General features: G+C 63.5%; 16 protein-coding genes. 5 read left to right on the top strand and 11 right to left on the bottom strand.

All coding sequences use genetic code 11. The features are described from left to right. Nucleotides 1-10: 10 nt before the first annotated feature. From potA to M1D78_RS20465, 3 genes are read left to right on the top strand one after another with little or no spacing between them, the layout of a single operon-like run. Nucleotides 11-1,162, top strand: coding sequence for a polyamine ABC transporter ATP-binding protein (gene potA / locus M1D78_RS20475; RefSeq protein WP_437421783.1), 1,152 nt, complete (start codon nucleotides 11-13; stop codon nucleotides 1,160-1,162). Then, the gene (locus M1D78_RS20470; RefSeq protein WP_437421782.1) at nucleotides 1,159-2,055 is read left to right on the top strand and encodes an ABC transporter permease subunit; all 897 of its coding nucleotides are present in this window, start codon (nucleotides 1,159-1,161) and stop codon (nucleotides 2,053-2,055) included. The genes potA and M1D78_RS20470 overlap by 4 nt, the downstream gene beginning before the upstream one ends. After that, nucleotides 2,052-2,945 (top strand): ABC transporter permease subunit, encoded by an 894-nt coding sequence (locus tag M1D78_RS20465; protein WP_437421781.1) that lies wholly within the window; start codon nucleotides 2,052-2,054, stop codon nucleotides 2,943-2,945. The genes M1D78_RS20470 and M1D78_RS20465 overlap by 4 nt, the downstream gene beginning before the upstream one ends. 3 nt (nucleotides 2,946-2,948) lie before the next feature. Here M1D78_RS20465 and M1D78_RS20460 read toward each other — a convergent pair whose 3' ends face one another. Beyond that, nucleotides 2,949-3,530, bottom strand: a complete 582-nt coding sequence (locus M1D78_RS20460; RefSeq protein WP_437421780.1) for a DUF6436 domain-containing protein — start codon at nucleotides 3,528-3,530, stop codon at nucleotides 2,949-2,951. 82 nt (nucleotides 3,531-3,612) lie between these two features. Here M1D78_RS20460 and bipL point away from each other — a divergent pair, with 82 nt between their 5' ends. Further along, entirely contained in the window at nucleotides 3,613-4,551 is a 939-nt protein-coding gene (gene bipL / locus M1D78_RS20455) for a phospholipase BipL (protein WP_437421779.1), read from the top strand. 3 nt (nucleotides 4,552-4,554) lie between these two features. Here bipL and M1D78_RS20450 read toward each other — a convergent pair whose 3' ends face one another. Then, on the bottom strand, nucleotides 4,555-5,319 hold the full coding sequence (locus tag M1D78_RS20450; protein ID WP_437421778.1) for a hypothetical protein: 765 nt from the start codon (nucleotides 5,317-5,319) through the stop codon (nucleotides 4,555-4,557). Nucleotides 5,320-5,426: 107 nt separating this feature from the next. Here M1D78_RS20450 and M1D78_RS20445 point away from each other — a divergent pair, with 107 nt between their 5' ends. Continuing rightward, nucleotides 5,427-6,035 (top strand): 2OG-Fe(II) oxygenase, encoded by a 609-nt coding sequence (locus M1D78_RS20445; protein WP_437421777.1) that lies wholly within the window; start codon nucleotides 5,427-5,429, stop codon nucleotides 6,033-6,035. Between the two features lie 58 nt (nucleotides 6,036-6,093). Here the strand turns inward: M1D78_RS20445 and dctM are convergent, their stop codons facing one another. The 9 genes from dctM to rfbB form a co-directional block, all read right to left on the bottom strand. Beyond that, nucleotides 6,094-7,374, bottom strand: coding sequence for a C4-dicarboxylate TRAP transporter large permease protein DctM (dctM, locus tag M1D78_RS20440; protein ID WP_437421776.1), 1,281 nt, complete (start codon nucleotides 7,372-7,374; stop codon nucleotides 6,094-6,096). After that, complete coding sequence (locus M1D78_RS20435; RefSeq protein ID WP_437421775.1) at nucleotides 7,374-8,000, bottom strand: TRAP transporter small permease; 627 nt, start codon at nucleotides 7,998-8,000, stop codon at nucleotides 7,374-7,376. The genes dctM and M1D78_RS20435 overlap by 1 nt, the downstream gene beginning before the upstream one ends. 213 nt (nucleotides 8,001-8,213) lie before the next feature. Then, entirely contained in the window at nucleotides 8,214-9,209 is a 996-nt protein-coding gene (gene dctP / locus M1D78_RS20430; RefSeq protein ID WP_437421774.1) for a C4-dicarboxylate TRAP substrate-binding protein DctP, read from the bottom strand. 381 nt (nucleotides 9,210-9,590) lie between these two features. Then, on the bottom strand, nucleotides 9,591-10,979 hold the full coding sequence (locus M1D78_RS20425) for a sigma-54-dependent transcriptional regulator (RefSeq protein ID WP_437421773.1): 1,389 nt from the start codon (nucleotides 10,977-10,979) through the stop codon (nucleotides 9,591-9,593). Between the two features lies 1 nt (nucleotide 10,980). Further along, complete coding sequence (locus tag M1D78_RS20420; protein ID WP_437421772.1) at nucleotides 10,981-12,780, bottom strand: sensor histidine kinase; 1,800 nt, start codon at nucleotides 12,778-12,780, stop codon at nucleotides 10,981-10,983. 72 nt (nucleotides 12,781-12,852) lie between these two features. After that, nucleotides 12,853-13,749, bottom strand: coding sequence for a dTDP-4-dehydrorhamnose reductase (gene rfbD, locus M1D78_RS20415; protein WP_437421771.1), 897 nt, complete (start codon nucleotides 13,747-13,749; stop codon nucleotides 12,853-12,855). Beyond that, nucleotides 13,746-14,291, bottom strand: coding sequence for a dTDP-4-dehydrorhamnose 3,5-epimerase (rfbC, locus tag M1D78_RS20410; protein ID WP_437421770.1), 546 nt, complete (start codon nucleotides 14,289-14,291; stop codon nucleotides 13,746-13,748). The genes rfbD and rfbC overlap by 4 nt, the downstream gene beginning before the upstream one ends. Beyond that, complete coding sequence (gene rfbA / locus M1D78_RS20405; RefSeq protein WP_437421769.1) at nucleotides 14,288-15,160, bottom strand: glucose-1-phosphate thymidylyltransferase RfbA; 873 nt, start codon at nucleotides 15,158-15,160, stop codon at nucleotides 14,288-14,290. Before rfbA ends, rfbC begins: the two co-directional genes overlap by 4 nt. Further along, nucleotides 15,157-16,227, bottom strand: a complete 1,071-nt coding sequence (gene rfbB / locus M1D78_RS20400) for a dTDP-glucose 4,6-dehydratase (protein ID WP_437421768.1) — start codon at nucleotides 16,225-16,227, stop codon at nucleotides 15,157-15,159. The genes rfbA and rfbB overlap by 4 nt, the downstream gene beginning before the upstream one ends. Nucleotides 16,228-16,425: the final 198 nt, after the last annotated feature.

Below are 16,425 nucleotides of genomic sequence, written 5' to 3'. Positions count from 1 at the left end.
GAGTTCGCGCATGGCCGTAGCCTCCAGCGCCTACAAAAAGGCCCTCACTGGTGAGAGCCAAAGCAAGCAGGTGCTGCTGAAGATCGATCGCGTCACCAAGAAGTTCGACGAAACGGTGGCGGTCGATGATGTCTCGCTGAGCATTCACCAAGGCGAAATATTCGCGCTATTGGGCGGTTCCGGCTCGGGCAAGTCCACGTTGCTGCGCATGCTGGCCGGCTTCGAGCGACCCACCGAGGGGCGCATCTTTCTTGATGGCCAGGACATCACCGATATGCCGCCCTACGAGCGGCCGATCAACATGATGTTCCAGTCCTATGCGTTGTTCCCGCATATGACGGTGGAGCAGAACATCGCCTTTGGGCTCAAGCAGGACGGCCTGCCGAAGGACGAGGTCCAGGCGCGGGTGAATGAAATGCTCAGCCTTGTGCAGATGACTCAGTACGCCAAGCGCAAACCGCACCAGCTTTCGGGCGGGCAGCGTCAGCGGGTAGCGCTGGCTCGCTCGCTGGCCAAGCGGCCCAAGCTGCTCTTGCTCGACGAGCCCATGGGCGCGTTGGACAAGAAGCTGCGCTCGCAGATGCAGCTTGAGCTGGTACAGATCATCGAACGCGTCGGCGTGACCTGCGTGATGGTTACCCATGACCAGGAAGAGGCCATGACGATGGCCGAACGCATCGCCATCATGCATCTCGGCTGGATCGCCCAGGTCGGCAGCCCCATGGACATCTACGAGACCCCGGCGAGCCGGCTGGTGTGCGAGTTCATCGGCAACGTGAATCTGTTCGAGGGCGAACTGATCGAGGACATGGGCGACCATGCCGTCATCGCTTCGCCCGGCCTTGAAAACCCGATCTATGTAGGCCATGGCATCAGCACCCGGGCACAGGATAAGCACATCACCTACGCGATCCGGCCGGAAAAGCTGCTGATCGGAACCGAGTTACCGGAACTCGAGCGGCCCGGATACAACTGGGCCAAGGGCGTCGTCCATGACATCGCCTACCTGGGCGGCCATTCGGTGTACTACATCAAGATGCCGTCTGGCGGCATGCTCCAGGCGTTCATGGCCAACGCCGAACGTCACGTGAAACTGCCGACCTGGGAAGAGGAGGTATTCGTCTATTGGTGGGACGACAGCGGCGTGGTGCTGCAGGCATGAGGCGCTCACCGCTGAACGCCGGCCGCCGCCTGGTCATTGGCGTGCCCTTCCTGTGGCTGACGCTGTTCTTCCTGCTGCCGTTCGCCATCGTGCTGAAGATCAGCTTTTCCGAAGCCGATGTGGCGATCCCGCCCTATACGGATATTTTTGCCTACGCCGACCAGCAGCTGCAGGTGCTGATCAATCTGGGCAATTACATTTTCCTCAGCGAGGACGATCTCTACTGGGCCGCGTACGCCGGATCGCTGCGGATCGCCTTCTTCAGCACCCTGTTGTGCCTGTTGATCGGCTACCCGATGGCTTATGCCATTGCGCGCGCACGCAAGGACGTGCAGACCGTCCTGCTGTTGCTGGTGATGATGCCGACCTGGACCGCCATCCTGATCCGCGTCTACGCCTGGATGGGCATCCTCAGCAGCAACGGCATTCTCAACGGCCTGCTACAGGGGTTGGGGCTGATCGACGCGCCGTTGCAGATCCTCAATACCGATGTCGCGGTTTATATCGGTGTGGTGTATTCCTACCTGCCTTTCATGATCCTGCCGCTGTACGCCAACCTCGTGAAGCATGACTTCAGCCTCCTGGAGGCTGCGTCCGACCTGGGCGCGAGCAACCTCAGCGCGTTCTGGAAGATCACCGTGCCGCTGTCGAAGAACGGGATCATCGCCGGTTGCATGCTGGTGTTCATTCCGGTGGTGGGGGAGTTCGTCATCCCCGAGCTGCTCGGTGGGCCGGAGACGTTGATGATCGGCAAAGTGCTCTGGCAAGAGTTTTTCAATAACCGTGACTGGCCGGTGGCGTCCGCCTTGGCGGTGGTGATGCTGGCGATCCTGTTGGTGCCGATCATCTTGTTCAACCGCAACCAGAGCAAGGAACTGGAGGGCAAGCTATGAAGCGCTACAGCTTCTCCAACCTGATGCTGGTGCTCGGGTTGCTGTTCATCTACCTGCCGATGGTGCTGTTGGTCATCTACTCGTTCAACGCCTCGCGGCTGGTGACGGTCTGGGGCGGCTGGTCGGTCAAGTGGTACGTCGGCTTGCTGGACAACAACCAGCTCATGGGCGCCGTGATGCGTTCGCTGGAAATCGCCGCCTACACCGCCGTCGCCGCGGTGGCGCTGGGCACCATGGCGGCTTTCGTGCTGACCCGTATCCCGGTCTTCCGGGGGCGCACCCTGTTCGGTGGGCTGGTGACCGCGCCGCTGGTCATGCCTGAAGTGATCACCGGTCTTTCACTGCTGTTGCTCTTCGTGGCCATGGCGCAACTGGTCGGCTGGCCGGCCCAGCGCGGCATTGTCACCATCTGGATCGCGCACACGACGTTCTGCTCGGCCTATGTCGCGGTGATCGTGATGGCGCGCCTGCGCGAACTCGACCAGTCGATCGAAGAAGCTGCGATGGACCTGGGCGCCAGGCCGTGGAAGGTGTTCTTTCTGATCACCATGCCGATGATCGCACCTTCGCTGGCCGCCGGCGGCATGCTGTCGTTTGCGCTCTCGTTGGATGATCTGGTCCTGGCGAGCTTTGTCTCCGGCCCCGGCTCGACCACCCTGCCGATGGAGATTTTCTCCGCCGTGCGGCTGGGCGTGAAGCCGGAGATCAATGCCGTAGCCAGCCTGATCCTGCTGGTCGTGTCGCTGGCGACCTTCATCGCCTGGTACCTCGGCCGGCGCGCCGAGAAGCGTCGCGTTCGGGCAATGCGCCAGGCGATGGACGAAACCACCGGGCAGGGCATGCAGCCGCTGGATGACACCGTACGCACGCCGCCCGCTGCGCACAGCTGAGTGTTACTGCCTGGCGGCCTCCTGCCAGGCACAGAAGCAGGCGACCGCCAGCGAATGGCTGGCGCGTACGCTGCGTCCGGCGAGGATGGCTTCGATGATGGGCTCCACGAAGCTGTTGTCCGAGCTGCACACCGCGCCCTCGCTGTAGGGCCCTAGATAGGCCAGTTTCCCTTCCGTATCCCAAATGCCGACCGCTGGGCTGGCGGGCAGGGCGTCCGCGCCGGAGAAGGCCGCCAGCGGCTCGAGCGCGGAGAGCTGCGACGGCAGGCGGCCCTGACTGCCAGGCTTCTGCACGACGTAGAACTTCACGTCTTTGCCCCCATAGCGTGACAGCAACTCTTCGAGGTGCCGCTGGTTGCCGACATTGCAGGGGCACGCCGGGTCCCAGAAGTGCACGAAGCGCACCGGCCCTAGCCCCTGTAGCGCCGCGGGCAGTACCAGTGCGTCGCCGGAAAAAAGCTCCGCGCGCTCGCCTTCGAAAGTGCGCAAGTACCGGGACTCGAACCAGCGGAACGCCGCGAGCATGGCGCCGCCCCAGACGAGGGCAATCAGGCTGGCGATAACGAATGTGCATTTCTTCGACATGGCGGTCTCTCGTTGGGGGCGCCAGCTTGCCATGACTGGGCATAGAGCTGAATATCGGCCCCTGTCCGAAATAGATGCCCTTATGTCACCTGCCATCGATCCCGACCAGCTACGCACCCGCCTCGCCGCGTTCGATACGCTCACCGAGCCGACGCCCGATGGCGTGCATTACCAGGCCTACTACGGCCTGGACCTGCCGCATCGCAGCAACATCAGGCGGCACCTTGGGCGCCTGGCCGTTCATGATTACGAAATCGTTGCGCAAGCCTGGTATCCCGAGCAGCCGGTGGCGACGCTGCTGATCTTTCATGGTTACTACGATCACACGGGCCTTTACCGGCACGTGGTGGACTGGGGCTTGCAGATGGGCTTCGTGGTCGTGGCCTGCGACTTGCCTGGGCATGGTCTGTCCAGCGGACCGCGGGCCAGCATCAACGAGTTCGATGAATACCAGGCGGTACTTCAGGCGCTGCTCGGCGAGGCGCAGAAGCTCGACCTACCGCGCCCGTGGCACCTTCTTGGGCAGAGCACCGGTGCGGCTATCGTTGTCGATCATCTGTTGCATCAGCCTGTAGGCCCCGAGCTTGGGCGCGGCATCCTGCTCGCACCCTTGGTACGGCCTTGCGCCTGGCGCTGGTCGCGCGTGACCTACGAGGTGGTGCGCCGTTTCGCCACCCAGATTCCGCGGCGCTTCAGCGATAACTCCAATGATCCGGATTTCCTCGCCTTCATCCGCACCCATGACCCGCTGCAGCCGGACATCCTGCCGACCGCCTGGGTCGGTGCGCTGGCGCGGTGGATCCCGCGTATCGAAGGGGCTCCGCCGAGCGACCACAGCCCGCTCATCGTTCAAGGCGAGGCAGACATGACGGTGGACTGGCAGCACAACCTGCCGGTGCTCCAGAGCAAGTTCGCGGCGCCGGAGATCCTGCGCCTACCCGAAGCACGTCATCACCTGGCGAACGAAGTGGAAGGCCTGCGTAAGCGGTATTTCGGCTTTCTCGGCGAGCGCCTGCGCTGAACCTCAGGCGCCGCGCTGCGCCTGGATTTCTTCACTGCTGAGCCCAACCGCGAGTCCGGCGCGGAGCGCTTGCAAGGCGGCCTGGTAATAGGCCTGGCCGGCATCTGAGCGCGCGAACTCGACGAACTCCTCTAGCTCGGCATCGGACAGTTCGCGATAGATGAACAGAAGGGTGTTGTCCAGATCGCTTTCAACCTGTTGCTGCATGCGTTGGCGCTGGCTATCCAGCAAGCCCTGGGCCTGGTTGCCGCCCAGCAGGCCGGGAATCATCTGGCTGAGGCTGTCGGCCGCAACTCCGGCCAGCGCAAGGCTGACTTCCGCGCCGGCCTCGGCTGCAGGTAGCGCCTGGGCCAGGTGGCGGATCAACAACTGTCGGTTGCTGCCCGCCTCCATCCGGGGAATGCCATTCTCGTAGCGGGCCAGCTGCTCCCGTCGCCCGGCAAGCGTCTCGGCGGCTACGACCTTATGGCCCAGCGGCGACTGGAAGAACTCCAGTGCCGGCTGCGGGTTGTCGAGCGTTTGCCGCAGCGCCTGCTTCGCACGGAAATCGATCGCGTCGACGGCAAAGCGGCGGTTGCTGTTAGTCACAAGTGCCTGGTAGACCGCCGGCGGCAGTGTGTTCTTGTAGCGCTGCTGTGCGGCCAGCAGTGCGTCCTTGAAATTGGCGCGTTGTTCGGTCCAGCCAGCGGTCTCGTAAAGCTCGTCGTACGTATCGGCGAAGCTGTTCAAGCTAAAGGCTAGTAATGCAATGGCAATAAGGGCGCGCATGGAAACTCCTGTCGGGCGGGCAGATTATTTTCAGCGCCCCGACGGTTGCTGTCGAGGCGCGAAAGGGCTGCTGATAGACTCCTGACAGTCCCCTTGGAGTCTCTTCCTTGCAGTTCGATACCATCATTGACGACCTGGCCGAACGCGGTTGGTCGTTGCAGCGTCGTTTCCTTACTAGCGATGTGACCCTTGATCTGGCGGCAGAGTGCCGCAGACGCGAGGCGCAGGGCGCGCTGGCGCCGGCGGGCATTGGCCGTGGCGAGGCCGTGGCGGTGCGCGAAGGCATCCGTGGGGACCAAATTCAGTGGCTCGAGCCGGGCCAATCGGCGCTCTGCGATGGTTACCTCGAGCGTATGGACGCGCTTCGCCAGGCGCTCAATCAGGCGCTGTTCCTCGGTTTGGAAGAGTTCGAATGCCATTTCGCCCTGTACCCGCCAGGCGCCTTTTACCAAACCCACCTCGACCGCTTCCGCGATGACGATAGTCGCTGCGTCACTGCCGTGCTCTACCTGAACCCGGACTGGCAGCCGGCCGATGGCGGTGAGCTGCGCATGCATTTCGCCGACGGTACCCAGCGCGACATTCCGCCATTGGGCGGCGACCTGGTGGTATTCCTGTCGGGGGATTTTCCGCACGAGGTGAGGGTGACCCACGCGGATCGCCTTTCGCTCACCGGCTGGTTCCGTCGGCGCCCGGCCGACATCCTCAACCTGTAACCGCTAAAACGCAAAAAGCCCGGCACGGGGCCGGGCTTCAGGCGTGACGCTGGGGCTATTACATGCCCAGCAGGTTCGGCAGCGCCAGGGAGATCCACGGCACGTAGGTGATCAGCACCAGGAAGCTCAGCATCAGCGCAAGCCATGGCAGTACGGCGCGGATGACCTGGGTCACCGGCATGCCAGTCACGGCGGAGGCAACGAACAGATTGAGGCCGACCGGAGGTGTGATCAGGCCGATCTCCATGTTCACCACCATGATGATGCCCAGGTGAATCGGGTCGATGCCAAGCTGAACGGCGATCGGGAACAGGATCGGCGCCAGGATCAGGATGATCGCCGAAGGTTCCATGAAGGCGCCTGCTATCAACAGCACGATGTTCACGACCAACAGGAACATCCAGGGCTGTAGGCCAGCTTCCAGCACCATCGCGGTGATCTGCTGCGGGATCTGCTCGGTCGTCAGCACGTGCGCAAAGAGCATGGCGTTGGCGATGATGAACATCAGCATGATCGACAGCTTGCCGGATTCCAGCAGCACCTTCGGGCAGTCGCGCAGGGAAATGTCCTTGTACACGAACAGCGCGACGAACGCCGAATACACCGCGGCGACGGCGGCTGCCTCGGTCGGGGTGAACATACCGGTGTAGATACCGCCGAGGATGATCACCATCAGCAGCAGGCCCCAGATCGCCTTGCGTGCGGCAGACAACCACTCGCGGAAGGTCGCGCGCGGCATGGCCGGCAGATTCTTCTTCACCGCGACGATGTAGATCGCCACCATCAGGCCCACGCCGAGCAACAGCCCCGGCACGACACCGGCCATGAACAGCTTGCCGACAGAGGTTTCAGTCGCAGCGGCATAGACCACCATCACGATCGACGGCGGGATCAGAATGCCCAGCGTACCGGCGTTGCAGACGATGCCCGCGCCGAATGCCTGCGGGTAGCCCGAGCGCACCATGCCGGCGATGGCGATAGAGCCAACGGCCGCTACCGTCGCCGGGGATGAGCCTGACAATGCCGCGAACAGCATGCACGCCATGACCGCACCGATTGCCAGGCCGCCGCGGATGTGGCCGACGGTGGCGTTGGCGAAGTCGATCAAACGCTTGGCCACGCCGCCGGTGGTCATGAAGGCGCCGGCGAGCAGGAAGAACGGAATTGCCAGCAGGGTGTAGTGCTCTGACGTCTCGAACAGCTTGATCGCCAGCGAGCGCACCGAGTCCTGGCTGAAGAACATGATGGTCAGCGAGCCGGCCAGACCAAGGGAAATCGCTACCGGCACGCCAATGAACATCAGCGCGAAGAGCGCGAGGAAGAGGAACAGGATAGTCATTACTTCGGCTCCTCTTCACCAAGCTTGGCTGCTTCGGCGGCCTCGTCGGCGAGGCCCAGCCCGGTTTGCTCGTTGCGCAGGATGCGCACGAAGATCTGGGCGAAACGGATGAACACCATGGCGAAGCCAAATGGCACGATCATCCCGATATGCCACTGCTTGATGCCAATGTGGCCAAGGTCTTCGGCACCGATGTTGGCGACGAACAGGGCGTTGATCCACTCATAGCTGGCAATGGTCAGCAGGCCGGCGTAGCCGAGGCAGAATAGGCAGGCGACGATCGCGATGTAGCGTTGAACGCTGCGCGACGCGAGCTTGACGAGGGCGTCCACGCCGATGTGCCCGGCAGTGCGTACACCGTAAGCCAGGCCGGAAAAGATCAGCCAGGCGAACAGCGCCTTGGTCAGCGCGGTGCTCCAGGTCATCGCCTGGGCCAGACCGATGACGAAATCACCGATGCTGAAGAAGAGGTCTTCCGCGGCCGGAAAGGTGTCGGCCGCCGTATAGAAAACGGTGTAGAGGTTGTTCAGAACCACGTAAACGAAGGTCACCAGCGTCATGGCGGCCAGCAGGAAGGCGATGAACCCTTCCTCGAAGTGGTCCCAGACGCGCCAGAGGGCGTTCATGGATGACATCTCCCGATGGAGTTGATTTTGTTCGATGAGGCGTACGGAGGGTGCGCCATTAGCCGGTCTGGTGACCGGTCGACAGTGCAATGAAAAACGCGTGTCGTGCCATGGCGTTGATGAACCCTGTCGCCATTGGCCGCTTGTCTTTTCACTGGGCTGTCGCTACCGCAAGGGTGGTGGGAGGGCGGCCGGGCCGCCCTCCGGCAAGGCTTATTGGGCCTTGTTTGCTTCTTCGGCGGCCTTGATCAGGTCGGCGCCGATTTCGCCTTCGAACTTCTTCCAGACCGGCTTCATCGCTTCACGCCACTTGGCACGCTCTTCCGGGGTCAGTACGAGGATTTCGGTAGTGCCGGCTGCCAAGATGTCCTGCTTCGCCTTCTGGTTCAGGTCGTCAGCCTGCTTGTTCACCTCGACAGTGACTTCTTCGATGATGTCGTCGAGTTCGGAGCGCACGTCTTCAGGCAGACCGTCCCAGAACTTGGTGTTGGTGATCAGCATGTAGTCCAGCAGGCCGTGGTCGGACTCGGTGATGTGCTTCTGCACTTCGTGCATCTTCTGCGAGTAGATGTTCGAGTACGGGTTCTCTGCACCATTGACCACACCAGTCTGCAGGCCCTGGTAGACCTCGGCGAAGCTCATCTTGCGCGGGTTGGCGCGCAGGGCCTTGAACTGCTCGTCCAGTACGGCGGAAGCCTGTACGCGGAACTTTAGGCCACGGGCATCCTTCGGCTCACGCAGCTCCTTGTTGGCGGACAGCTGCTTCATGCCGTTGTGCCAGTAGGCCAGGCCGGTGATGTTCTTGTCTTCCATGGAGCTCAGCAGCTTCTGGCCGGCATCGCTCTTCTGGAAGCGGTCGACCGCCTGGATGTTGTCGAACAGGAACGGCAGGTCAAACACCTGGACGCCCTTGGAGTAATGCTCGAATTTGGCCAGAGACGGAGCGATCAGCTGGACGTCGCCCAGCAGCAGCGCTTCCATTTCCTTGCCATCGCCGAACAGCGAGGAGTTCGGGTAGACCTGCACTTCCACTTTGCCCGGCAAACGCTCTTCTACGAGCTTTTTGAACATCAGGGCGCCCTGACCTTTCGGGGTGTTCTCAGCTACTACGTGGGAGAACTTGATCAGAATGGGATCGGCGGCCTGCGCGAGGCTTGCCATACCCAGGGACAGTGCACAGGCGAGTGCCGTGGCGGTCAGCTTGAACATTGTTGTTTTTCCTCTTGTTGTGAATTGAGTGACCGCATCGAGCGATCACTCGGCTGTAGCCAGCAAGACAAGTCTAGGCGTAATCGGCAAGGCCGCTGTGCCTATGCAGGCCCGTTTCACTGACTCGTGGGGGTTAGCGGGAGCAAGGCTTGTGCCAATTGGCCGCATCGTGCTCCCGTGACGGGCGAGTTTACCCCGGTGATGGCAAAAAGCTGACGATTAATTCTCACGCAGCCTGTCTAGCACGATGTTTCCGTCGGGCCGTCTGCCGACACCAGGAGCGCACATGTAAGCGGACGATTGTGTCCGTCGCATGTCAGCCGGGGCGGATATATGAGTGGATTAAGCTGAAACCAATGCTTGGTGGCGGAAATTCGCCATCTATTCGCCGGAATCGGGCGAGGTTCCGCCAGCATCGGTGAACACCAAGCCATGCTTGCGCAGCTTGTCGTGCAGCGTCTTGCGCGGTAGCCCGAGCGCTTCGGCGACGCTGCGCAGGGACGAATGCGGGCGTGATAACTCGGCCGCGATCAGGGCGCGCTCGTACGCGTCGACCTGATCGCCCAGCGAACGGCCGGCAGTGGCGCCGACTGGTAGCGCGGGCTGCGCATCATCCAGCCCGAGTTCGAGGCCCAGGGCAAAGCGTTCAGCGGTGTTCTGCAGCTCCCGCACGTTGCCCGGCCAGGCGTGCCGCAGCAACTGCGCACGTTGCTCGGGTCGCGGTTCGCGCAGCGGCAGGCCGTGGCGGTTGGCACCAGCTTCAGCGAAATAGCGGAACAGCAGCAGCACGTCTTCGCTTCGTTCACGAAGCGGCGGTATGCGCAGCGGCGCGACGTTCAGCCGGTAGTACAGGTCGGCGCGGAACCGGCCCTGGTCGGCGGCCTGGCGCAGGTCTTCCTTGGTGGCAGCGATGACCCGGATGTCCAGCGGAATCGACTGATTGCCCCCGAGGCGTTCGACCACCCGTTCCTGCAGCATGCGCAGCAGCTTCACCTGCACATCCAGGCTCATGCTTTCGATCTCGTCGAGAAAGAGGGTGCCGCCGTTGGCGAACTCGAACTTGCCGATCCGCCGTTTCTGCGCGCCGGTAAAGGCACCGGCCTCGTGGCCGAACAGCTCGCTTTCGACCACCGATTCGGCCAGCGCGCCGGCATTGATCGCGACGAAGGGGCCGCCGCGGCGGCTCGACAGGTCATGCAGGGCACGCGCGACCACCTCCTTGCCCGCGCCGGTCTCGCCCAAGATGAGCACATCGGCCTGGGTGCCGGCCAGCGCGCCGATCTGTTCGCGCAGGCGTTGCATGGCAGGCGATTGCCCGAGTAACCGGCCGGACAGCTGCTGGCGGTCGGCAAGTGCCAGGCGCAGGCTGCGGTTATCCAACACCAGTTTGCGCAGGGCGAGGGCCCGCCGCACGCTATCCAGCAGGGCCTCGCTGGGGAAGGGCTTTTCGAGAAAATCGTAGGCACCGGCGCGCATCGCCTGGACGGCGAGCTGGATGTCGCCATGGCCCGTGATCAGGAGCACCGGCAGCTCGCCGTCAATCGCCTGCAGCTGTTGCTGAAGTTGCAGGCCGTCGATGCCGGGCATGCGAATGTCGCTGACCACTACGCCCGGCCAATCTGGCGGAATCATGGCGGCCAGCCCGCGCGCATCGGCCAGACCGATCACCTTGAGGCCGGCCAGATCGAGCGTCTGGCTCAGCGCCTTGCGCAGATGGGCGTCATCGTCGACCAGGACTACCTGGGTCTGCGGGTCGATGTGGCTGGTCATGCTAGTCCTCGCTGGGAAAGGCCACGCCGGGGTCGGCCGATTGCAGGAAAAGAGTGATCTGGGCGCCGCCCTCGCGGTGATTGCCCAAGGTCAGCTCGCCGTCAAGCGCGCGCGCCAGCGTATCGCAGATGGCAAGACCCAGGCCCAGCCCTTGGGTGCTGGTCTTGGTCGTGAAAAAAGGCTCGCGGGCGCGCTGCAGCGCTTCTGCGGAGAAGCCGGGGCCGTTGTCGCGCAGGGTCAGGAGCACGCCCTCGCCCTGGCGCTCGGCACGCAGCCAGATACGCCGCCCCGGTGGGCGCTCGTTGAGCGCATCGAGCGCGTTGGCCAGCAGGTTGGAAAGGATCTGTCGCAGCCGCGTTTCGCCGGCCTGCACCCAGAGCGTGGCGTCCGGCAGGTCGCGGATCAGCTCGACATTCATTGCCTGACGGCGCTTGGCCAAGAGCGCCAGCGCATCGTCCAGAGCGGGTTGCAGCGCCACGCGCTCGGGAGCGTGGCGGTCGCGGCGGGCGAAGGCGCGCAGGTGGGCGATGATCGAGGCCATGCGTGCGGTGAGTTCGCTGATCAGCTTGAGGTTGTCGCGCGCTTCCTCGTTGCGTTGTTGATCGAGCAACACCCCGGCGTTGTCGGCGTAGCTGCGGATAGCACCAAGCGGTTGATTGAGTTCATGGCTGATGCTCGCCGACATGGTGCCCAGCGCTGACAACTTGCCGGCCTGCAACAACTCATCCTGTGCCCGGACCAGTTCCTGCTGCGCCTGTTCGCGTTCGAGTACCTCCTGCTTGAGTCGGCTGTTCAACGCCTCCAGATCCTGGGTCCGCTCTTGCACACGGCGCTCGAGCTGCTGGCGCGCCTTGGCATCCAGCGCGATACGCTCCACGTAATGGCGACGCCGCTGCATCATCAGGCCGAGCAACAGGAGCACCGCGGCCAAGGTCGCGGCACCGATGGCGACCACGGTGCGCACGGGCCGCTCGACCAGCGCGATGGGCGCCAGGATGCGCACCGTCCAACCCGTTTCCTTGAGCTCGCGGCTCTGGATCAGCCAGGCGTCGAGGTCCAGCGTCAGATCCTGCGGTTCCAGCGTCGGATAGGGGCGGTCGAAGGCGATCTGTTCACGTTCGTCGTGGTCCAGCGCGCGGCTGGCGCGAAACCGCCATTCCGGTCGCGAGGTGAGGATCACCACGCCGAAGTTGTCTGTTACCAACAGTTGTTCTGGCGTATTGCCCCAGAGCGTCTCGGTGTGGTCCAGGTCGACCTTGACCACGAGTGCGCCGAGGGTTTGGTCGCCGTCGCGCACCGCGGCGCCGAAGTAGTAGCCGCGCTTACCGGAGGTGGTGCCGAGCCCGAAAAAGCGCCCCAGTTCGCCGGCCAGCGCCTGGCGAAAATAGGGACGGAAGGCGAAGTTGCGGTCGACGAAACTGTCCTCGTCGTTCCAGTTCGAGGCGGCCAGCGTGGTGCCGTCCGGTGCCATGAGATAGATGACGTCAGCGCCAGTTTCCTTGCGTAACTGGTCCAGCAGCCGGTTGGCCGCGTCCCGCGCGCCCGGGTCCTGCGCGTCGCGCAGCGCGGTGCGCAACGTCGGCAGGTCACCGAGAATGCGGGGCAGCACTTCGTAGCGGCGCAGCGAACCGAGCAGGTTGGCGACATAGAGATCGAGCGTTTGGCGGTTCTGCTCGATCAATTCATTGCTGTAGTAGCGCTCGGCCAGTTGCTGCAACGGCCAGAGCAGCGGAAACAGCAGGACGGCTAGGAGCGCCAGGTTGCGCCAGCGCGGGCGACGGGGAGATTGGACTGGAGTCATGCGGATGCGCCTGTGAGTGCGGCACATTATGCACGTTCACCACGCCCGAAGCGTGCCGGTCAACGTCGCAGATCAGGCTGCGCCGCGTTCGTCGATTGCCGTGCGCGGGCTAGCCAGACACAGGCGCAGCGCAGCATCCCAGTCGGGCAGTTGGACGTCCCAGTCGCGCTGCAGCCGATCGCAGCACAGGCGTGAGTTGGCCGGCCGCTGGGCGGCGGTGGGGTAATCCCGTGCCGGAATCGGCGAGAGCCTGGCGCGCAGGCGACCCTGCTGGCGAAGGTGCTCGGCGATGCGCTGGGCGAAGCCGAACCATGAGGTCTCGCCGGTGGCGGTCAGGTGATACAGGCCTGTTGGCCCGTTGGCGCCGTTGCGCCATTTGCGGATCAGTTCGGCGGTCACGCCTGCCAGGGTGCCGGCCCAGGTCGGCGCGCCGATTTCGTCGTCGACGACCTGCAAGGCATCGCGCTCCTGCATCAGCCGCTGCATGGTCAATAGGAAGTTGCGTCCGTGGGTCGAGTAGACCCAGCTCGTACGCAGAATCAGGTGCTGCCCGGCAACGGCCTGGATCGCCTGCTCGCCGGCCAGCTTGCTGGCGCCGTACACGCCCAGCGGCGAAGTCGTGTCGGTCTCGACATAGGGCGTCGGCTTGAGGCCGTCGAACACATAGTCGGTGGAATAGTGAATCAGGGCGGCGCCGAGTTTGGCGGCCTCCTCGGCGAGCACCCCTGGGGCGGTGGCGTTCACGGCGAATGCGGCCGCCCTGTTGTGTTCGGCCGCATCCACGGAGGTGTAGGCCGCCGCGTTAACGATGAGGTCAGGGCGCAGCAGGCGAACCTGCTGGCGAATCTGCGCCGAGTCGGCCAGATCTAGCGCCTGGTGCCCCAGCGCCAGCACTTCTCCTTCACCGGCCAAGGCCAGTTGCAGTTCGCGGGACAGTTGCCCCCGGCTGCCGGTGACGAGAATCCTCACGCGAACAACTCCGCTTCGCTAAGGACCTTGCCGTCGATGTCTTTCTGCGACAGTTGCGGCGGCTCGTCGATCGGCCAGTCGATGCCAATCTGCGGGTCGTTCCACAACAGCGAGCGTTCGTGCGCCGGTGCGTAGTAGTCCGTGGTCTTGTAGAGGAACTCGGCGCTTTCGCTGAGCACCACGAAGCCATGGGCGAAGCCTTCCGGGATCCACAGCTGGCGCTGATTCGCAGCGCTCAGGTGGCAGCCGACCCAGCGGCCGAAGGTCGGCGAGCGGCGGCGCAGGTCAACGGCGACATCGAAGACCTCGCCGGCCACGACCCGAACCAGCTTCCCCTGCGGTTGCTGGATTTGATAATGCAGGCCGCGCAACACGCCACGCTGGGACTTGGAGTGGTTGTCCTGCACGAAGCTGCGTTTGACGCCTGTCGCGGCCTCGAAGGCCGCGGCGTTGAAGCTCTCGTAGAAAAAACCGCGTTCGTCACCGAAGACCTTCGGCTCGATGATCAGCACATCGGGTATGTCGGTCTTGATGACGTTCATGCGTGCTCACCGGCCAGCTTGAACAGGTATTGGCCGTAGCCGGTCTTGCCCAGGGCGTCGGCGCGGCGCAGCAGTTGCTCGCGGTCGATCCACTTGTTCTGGAAGGCGATTTCTTCCAGGCAGGCGACCTTCAGGCCTTGGCGGTGCTCGATGGTCTGCACGTACTGCGAGGCCTCGAGCAGGCTGTCGTGGGTACCGGTGTCGAGCCAGGCGAAGCCACGGCCGAAGCGCTCGACATTGAGGTCGCCACGCTTGAGGTAGGCCATGTTGACGTCGGTGATCTCCAGCTCGCCGCGGGGCGAGGGCTTGATCGACTTGGCGATCTCGACCACATCGTTGTCGTAGAAGTACAGGCCGGTCACCGCATAGCTGGACTTGGGCTTGGCTGGTTTTTCTTCGATGGAAAGGGCCTTGCCACTCTCGTCGAAATCGATCACGCCGAAGCGCTCCGGGTCCTTGACCCAGTAGCCGAAGACCGTTGCGCCCTTCTCCTGATGAGACGCGCGCTGCAGCTTCTCGGTGAAGTGTTGGCCGTGGAAGATGTTGTCGCCCAGGATCAGGCACACCGAGTCATTGCCGATGAACTCTTCGCCGATCAGGAACGCCTGGGCGAGGCCGTCCGGCGAGGGCTGCTCGGCGTAGCTGAAGTTGACGCCGAATTGGCTGCCGTCGCCTAGCAGGTTGCGGTATTGCGGCAGGTCCTGCGGGGTCGAGATAACGAGGATGTCGCGAATCCCGGCCAGCATCAGCACCGAGATCGGGTAGTAGGCCATCGGCTTGTCGTAGATCGGCAGCAACTGCTTCGATACGCCCAGGGTGATGGGGTGCAGACGGGTGCCGGAGCCTCCGGCGAGGATGATTCCTTTCATGCGTTCTCCAGTGCGCCAAGGCGCTCGCGTTGATAGCTGCCGTCCTGAACGCGACGGCACCATTCGAGGTTGTTCAGGTACCACTGCACGGTCTTGCGCAGGCCGGTTTCGAAGGTTTCCTGCGGGACCCAGCCGAGCTCGCGCTCGATCTTGCTGGCGTCGATGGCGTAGCGCAGGTCGTGGCCGGGGCGGTCCTTGACGAAGGTGATGAGGTCTTCGAAGCGCTCGATGCCGGCAGGTTTCTGCGGTGCCAGCTCTTCGAGCAGGGCACAGATGCCGCGTACCACGTCGATATTCTGCTGCTCGTTGTGGCCGCCGATGTTGTAGGTCTCGCCGACCTTGCCTTCGCTGACCACCTTGAACAGGGCACGCGCATGGTCTTCGACGAACAGCCAGTCGCGCACCTGGGTGCCGTTGCCGTAGACCGGCAGCGGTTTGCCATCGAGCGCGTTGAGGATCACCAGCGGGATCAGCTTCTCGGGGAAGTGATAGGGCCCGTAGTTGTTCGAGCAGTTGGTGATCAGCACCGGCAGGCCGTAGGTGCGTTGCCAGGCGCGGACCAGATGGTCCGATGAGGCCTTGCTGGCCGAGTAGGGCGAGCTGGGTGCGTAGGGCGTGGTCTCGGTGAACAGGTCGTCCACGCCATGCAGGTCGCCGTACACCTCGTCAGTGGAAATGTGGTGGAAGCGGAAGGCTTCGCGGCGCTCGGCCGGCAGGCTCTGCCAGTAGCCACGGGCCGCTTCGAGCAGCTGGTAGGTGCCGACGATGTTCGTCTGGATGAACTCGGCCGGGCCGTCGATGGAGCGGTCGACATGGGATTCAGCCGCCAGGTGCATGATGGCGTCCGGCTGGAACTCCAACAGGGCCTCGCTGACGCGGTCGCGGTCGGCGATGTCGGCTTGCAGGAACCGGTAGCGGTCGCTGCCGTCGACTTCGGCTAATGATTCGAGGTTGCCAGCGTAGGTCAGCTTGTCCAGGTTGAGGACGCTGTGCTCGGTGTCTTGGATGAGATGGCGGATCAGAGCAGAGCCGATGAATCCGGCTCCGCCGGTAACGAGAATGCGCATGACGATAGGCTTCCTTGGCGCGCTACAGAGCTTCAGGCTCCAGGCATGTCGGCTGATAGACCGATTGCGACTGTAAAAATTCCCATGCCCGCCGCGCCGGCTTCCGGGCGGTTTCGCTGCGGGAGGACACGAGGTAGGGTGTTGATCTGCGGCACTGTGACGCGGTTGACGTATGCAGTACTATCGCGGCCCCGCAAC

The sequence above is a fragment of the Pseudomonas sp. SA195 genome, from assembly GCF_054131565.1.
Note: the sequence above shows the minus strand (reverse complement) of the source record. Positions and strands in the feature narration are given on the sequence as shown.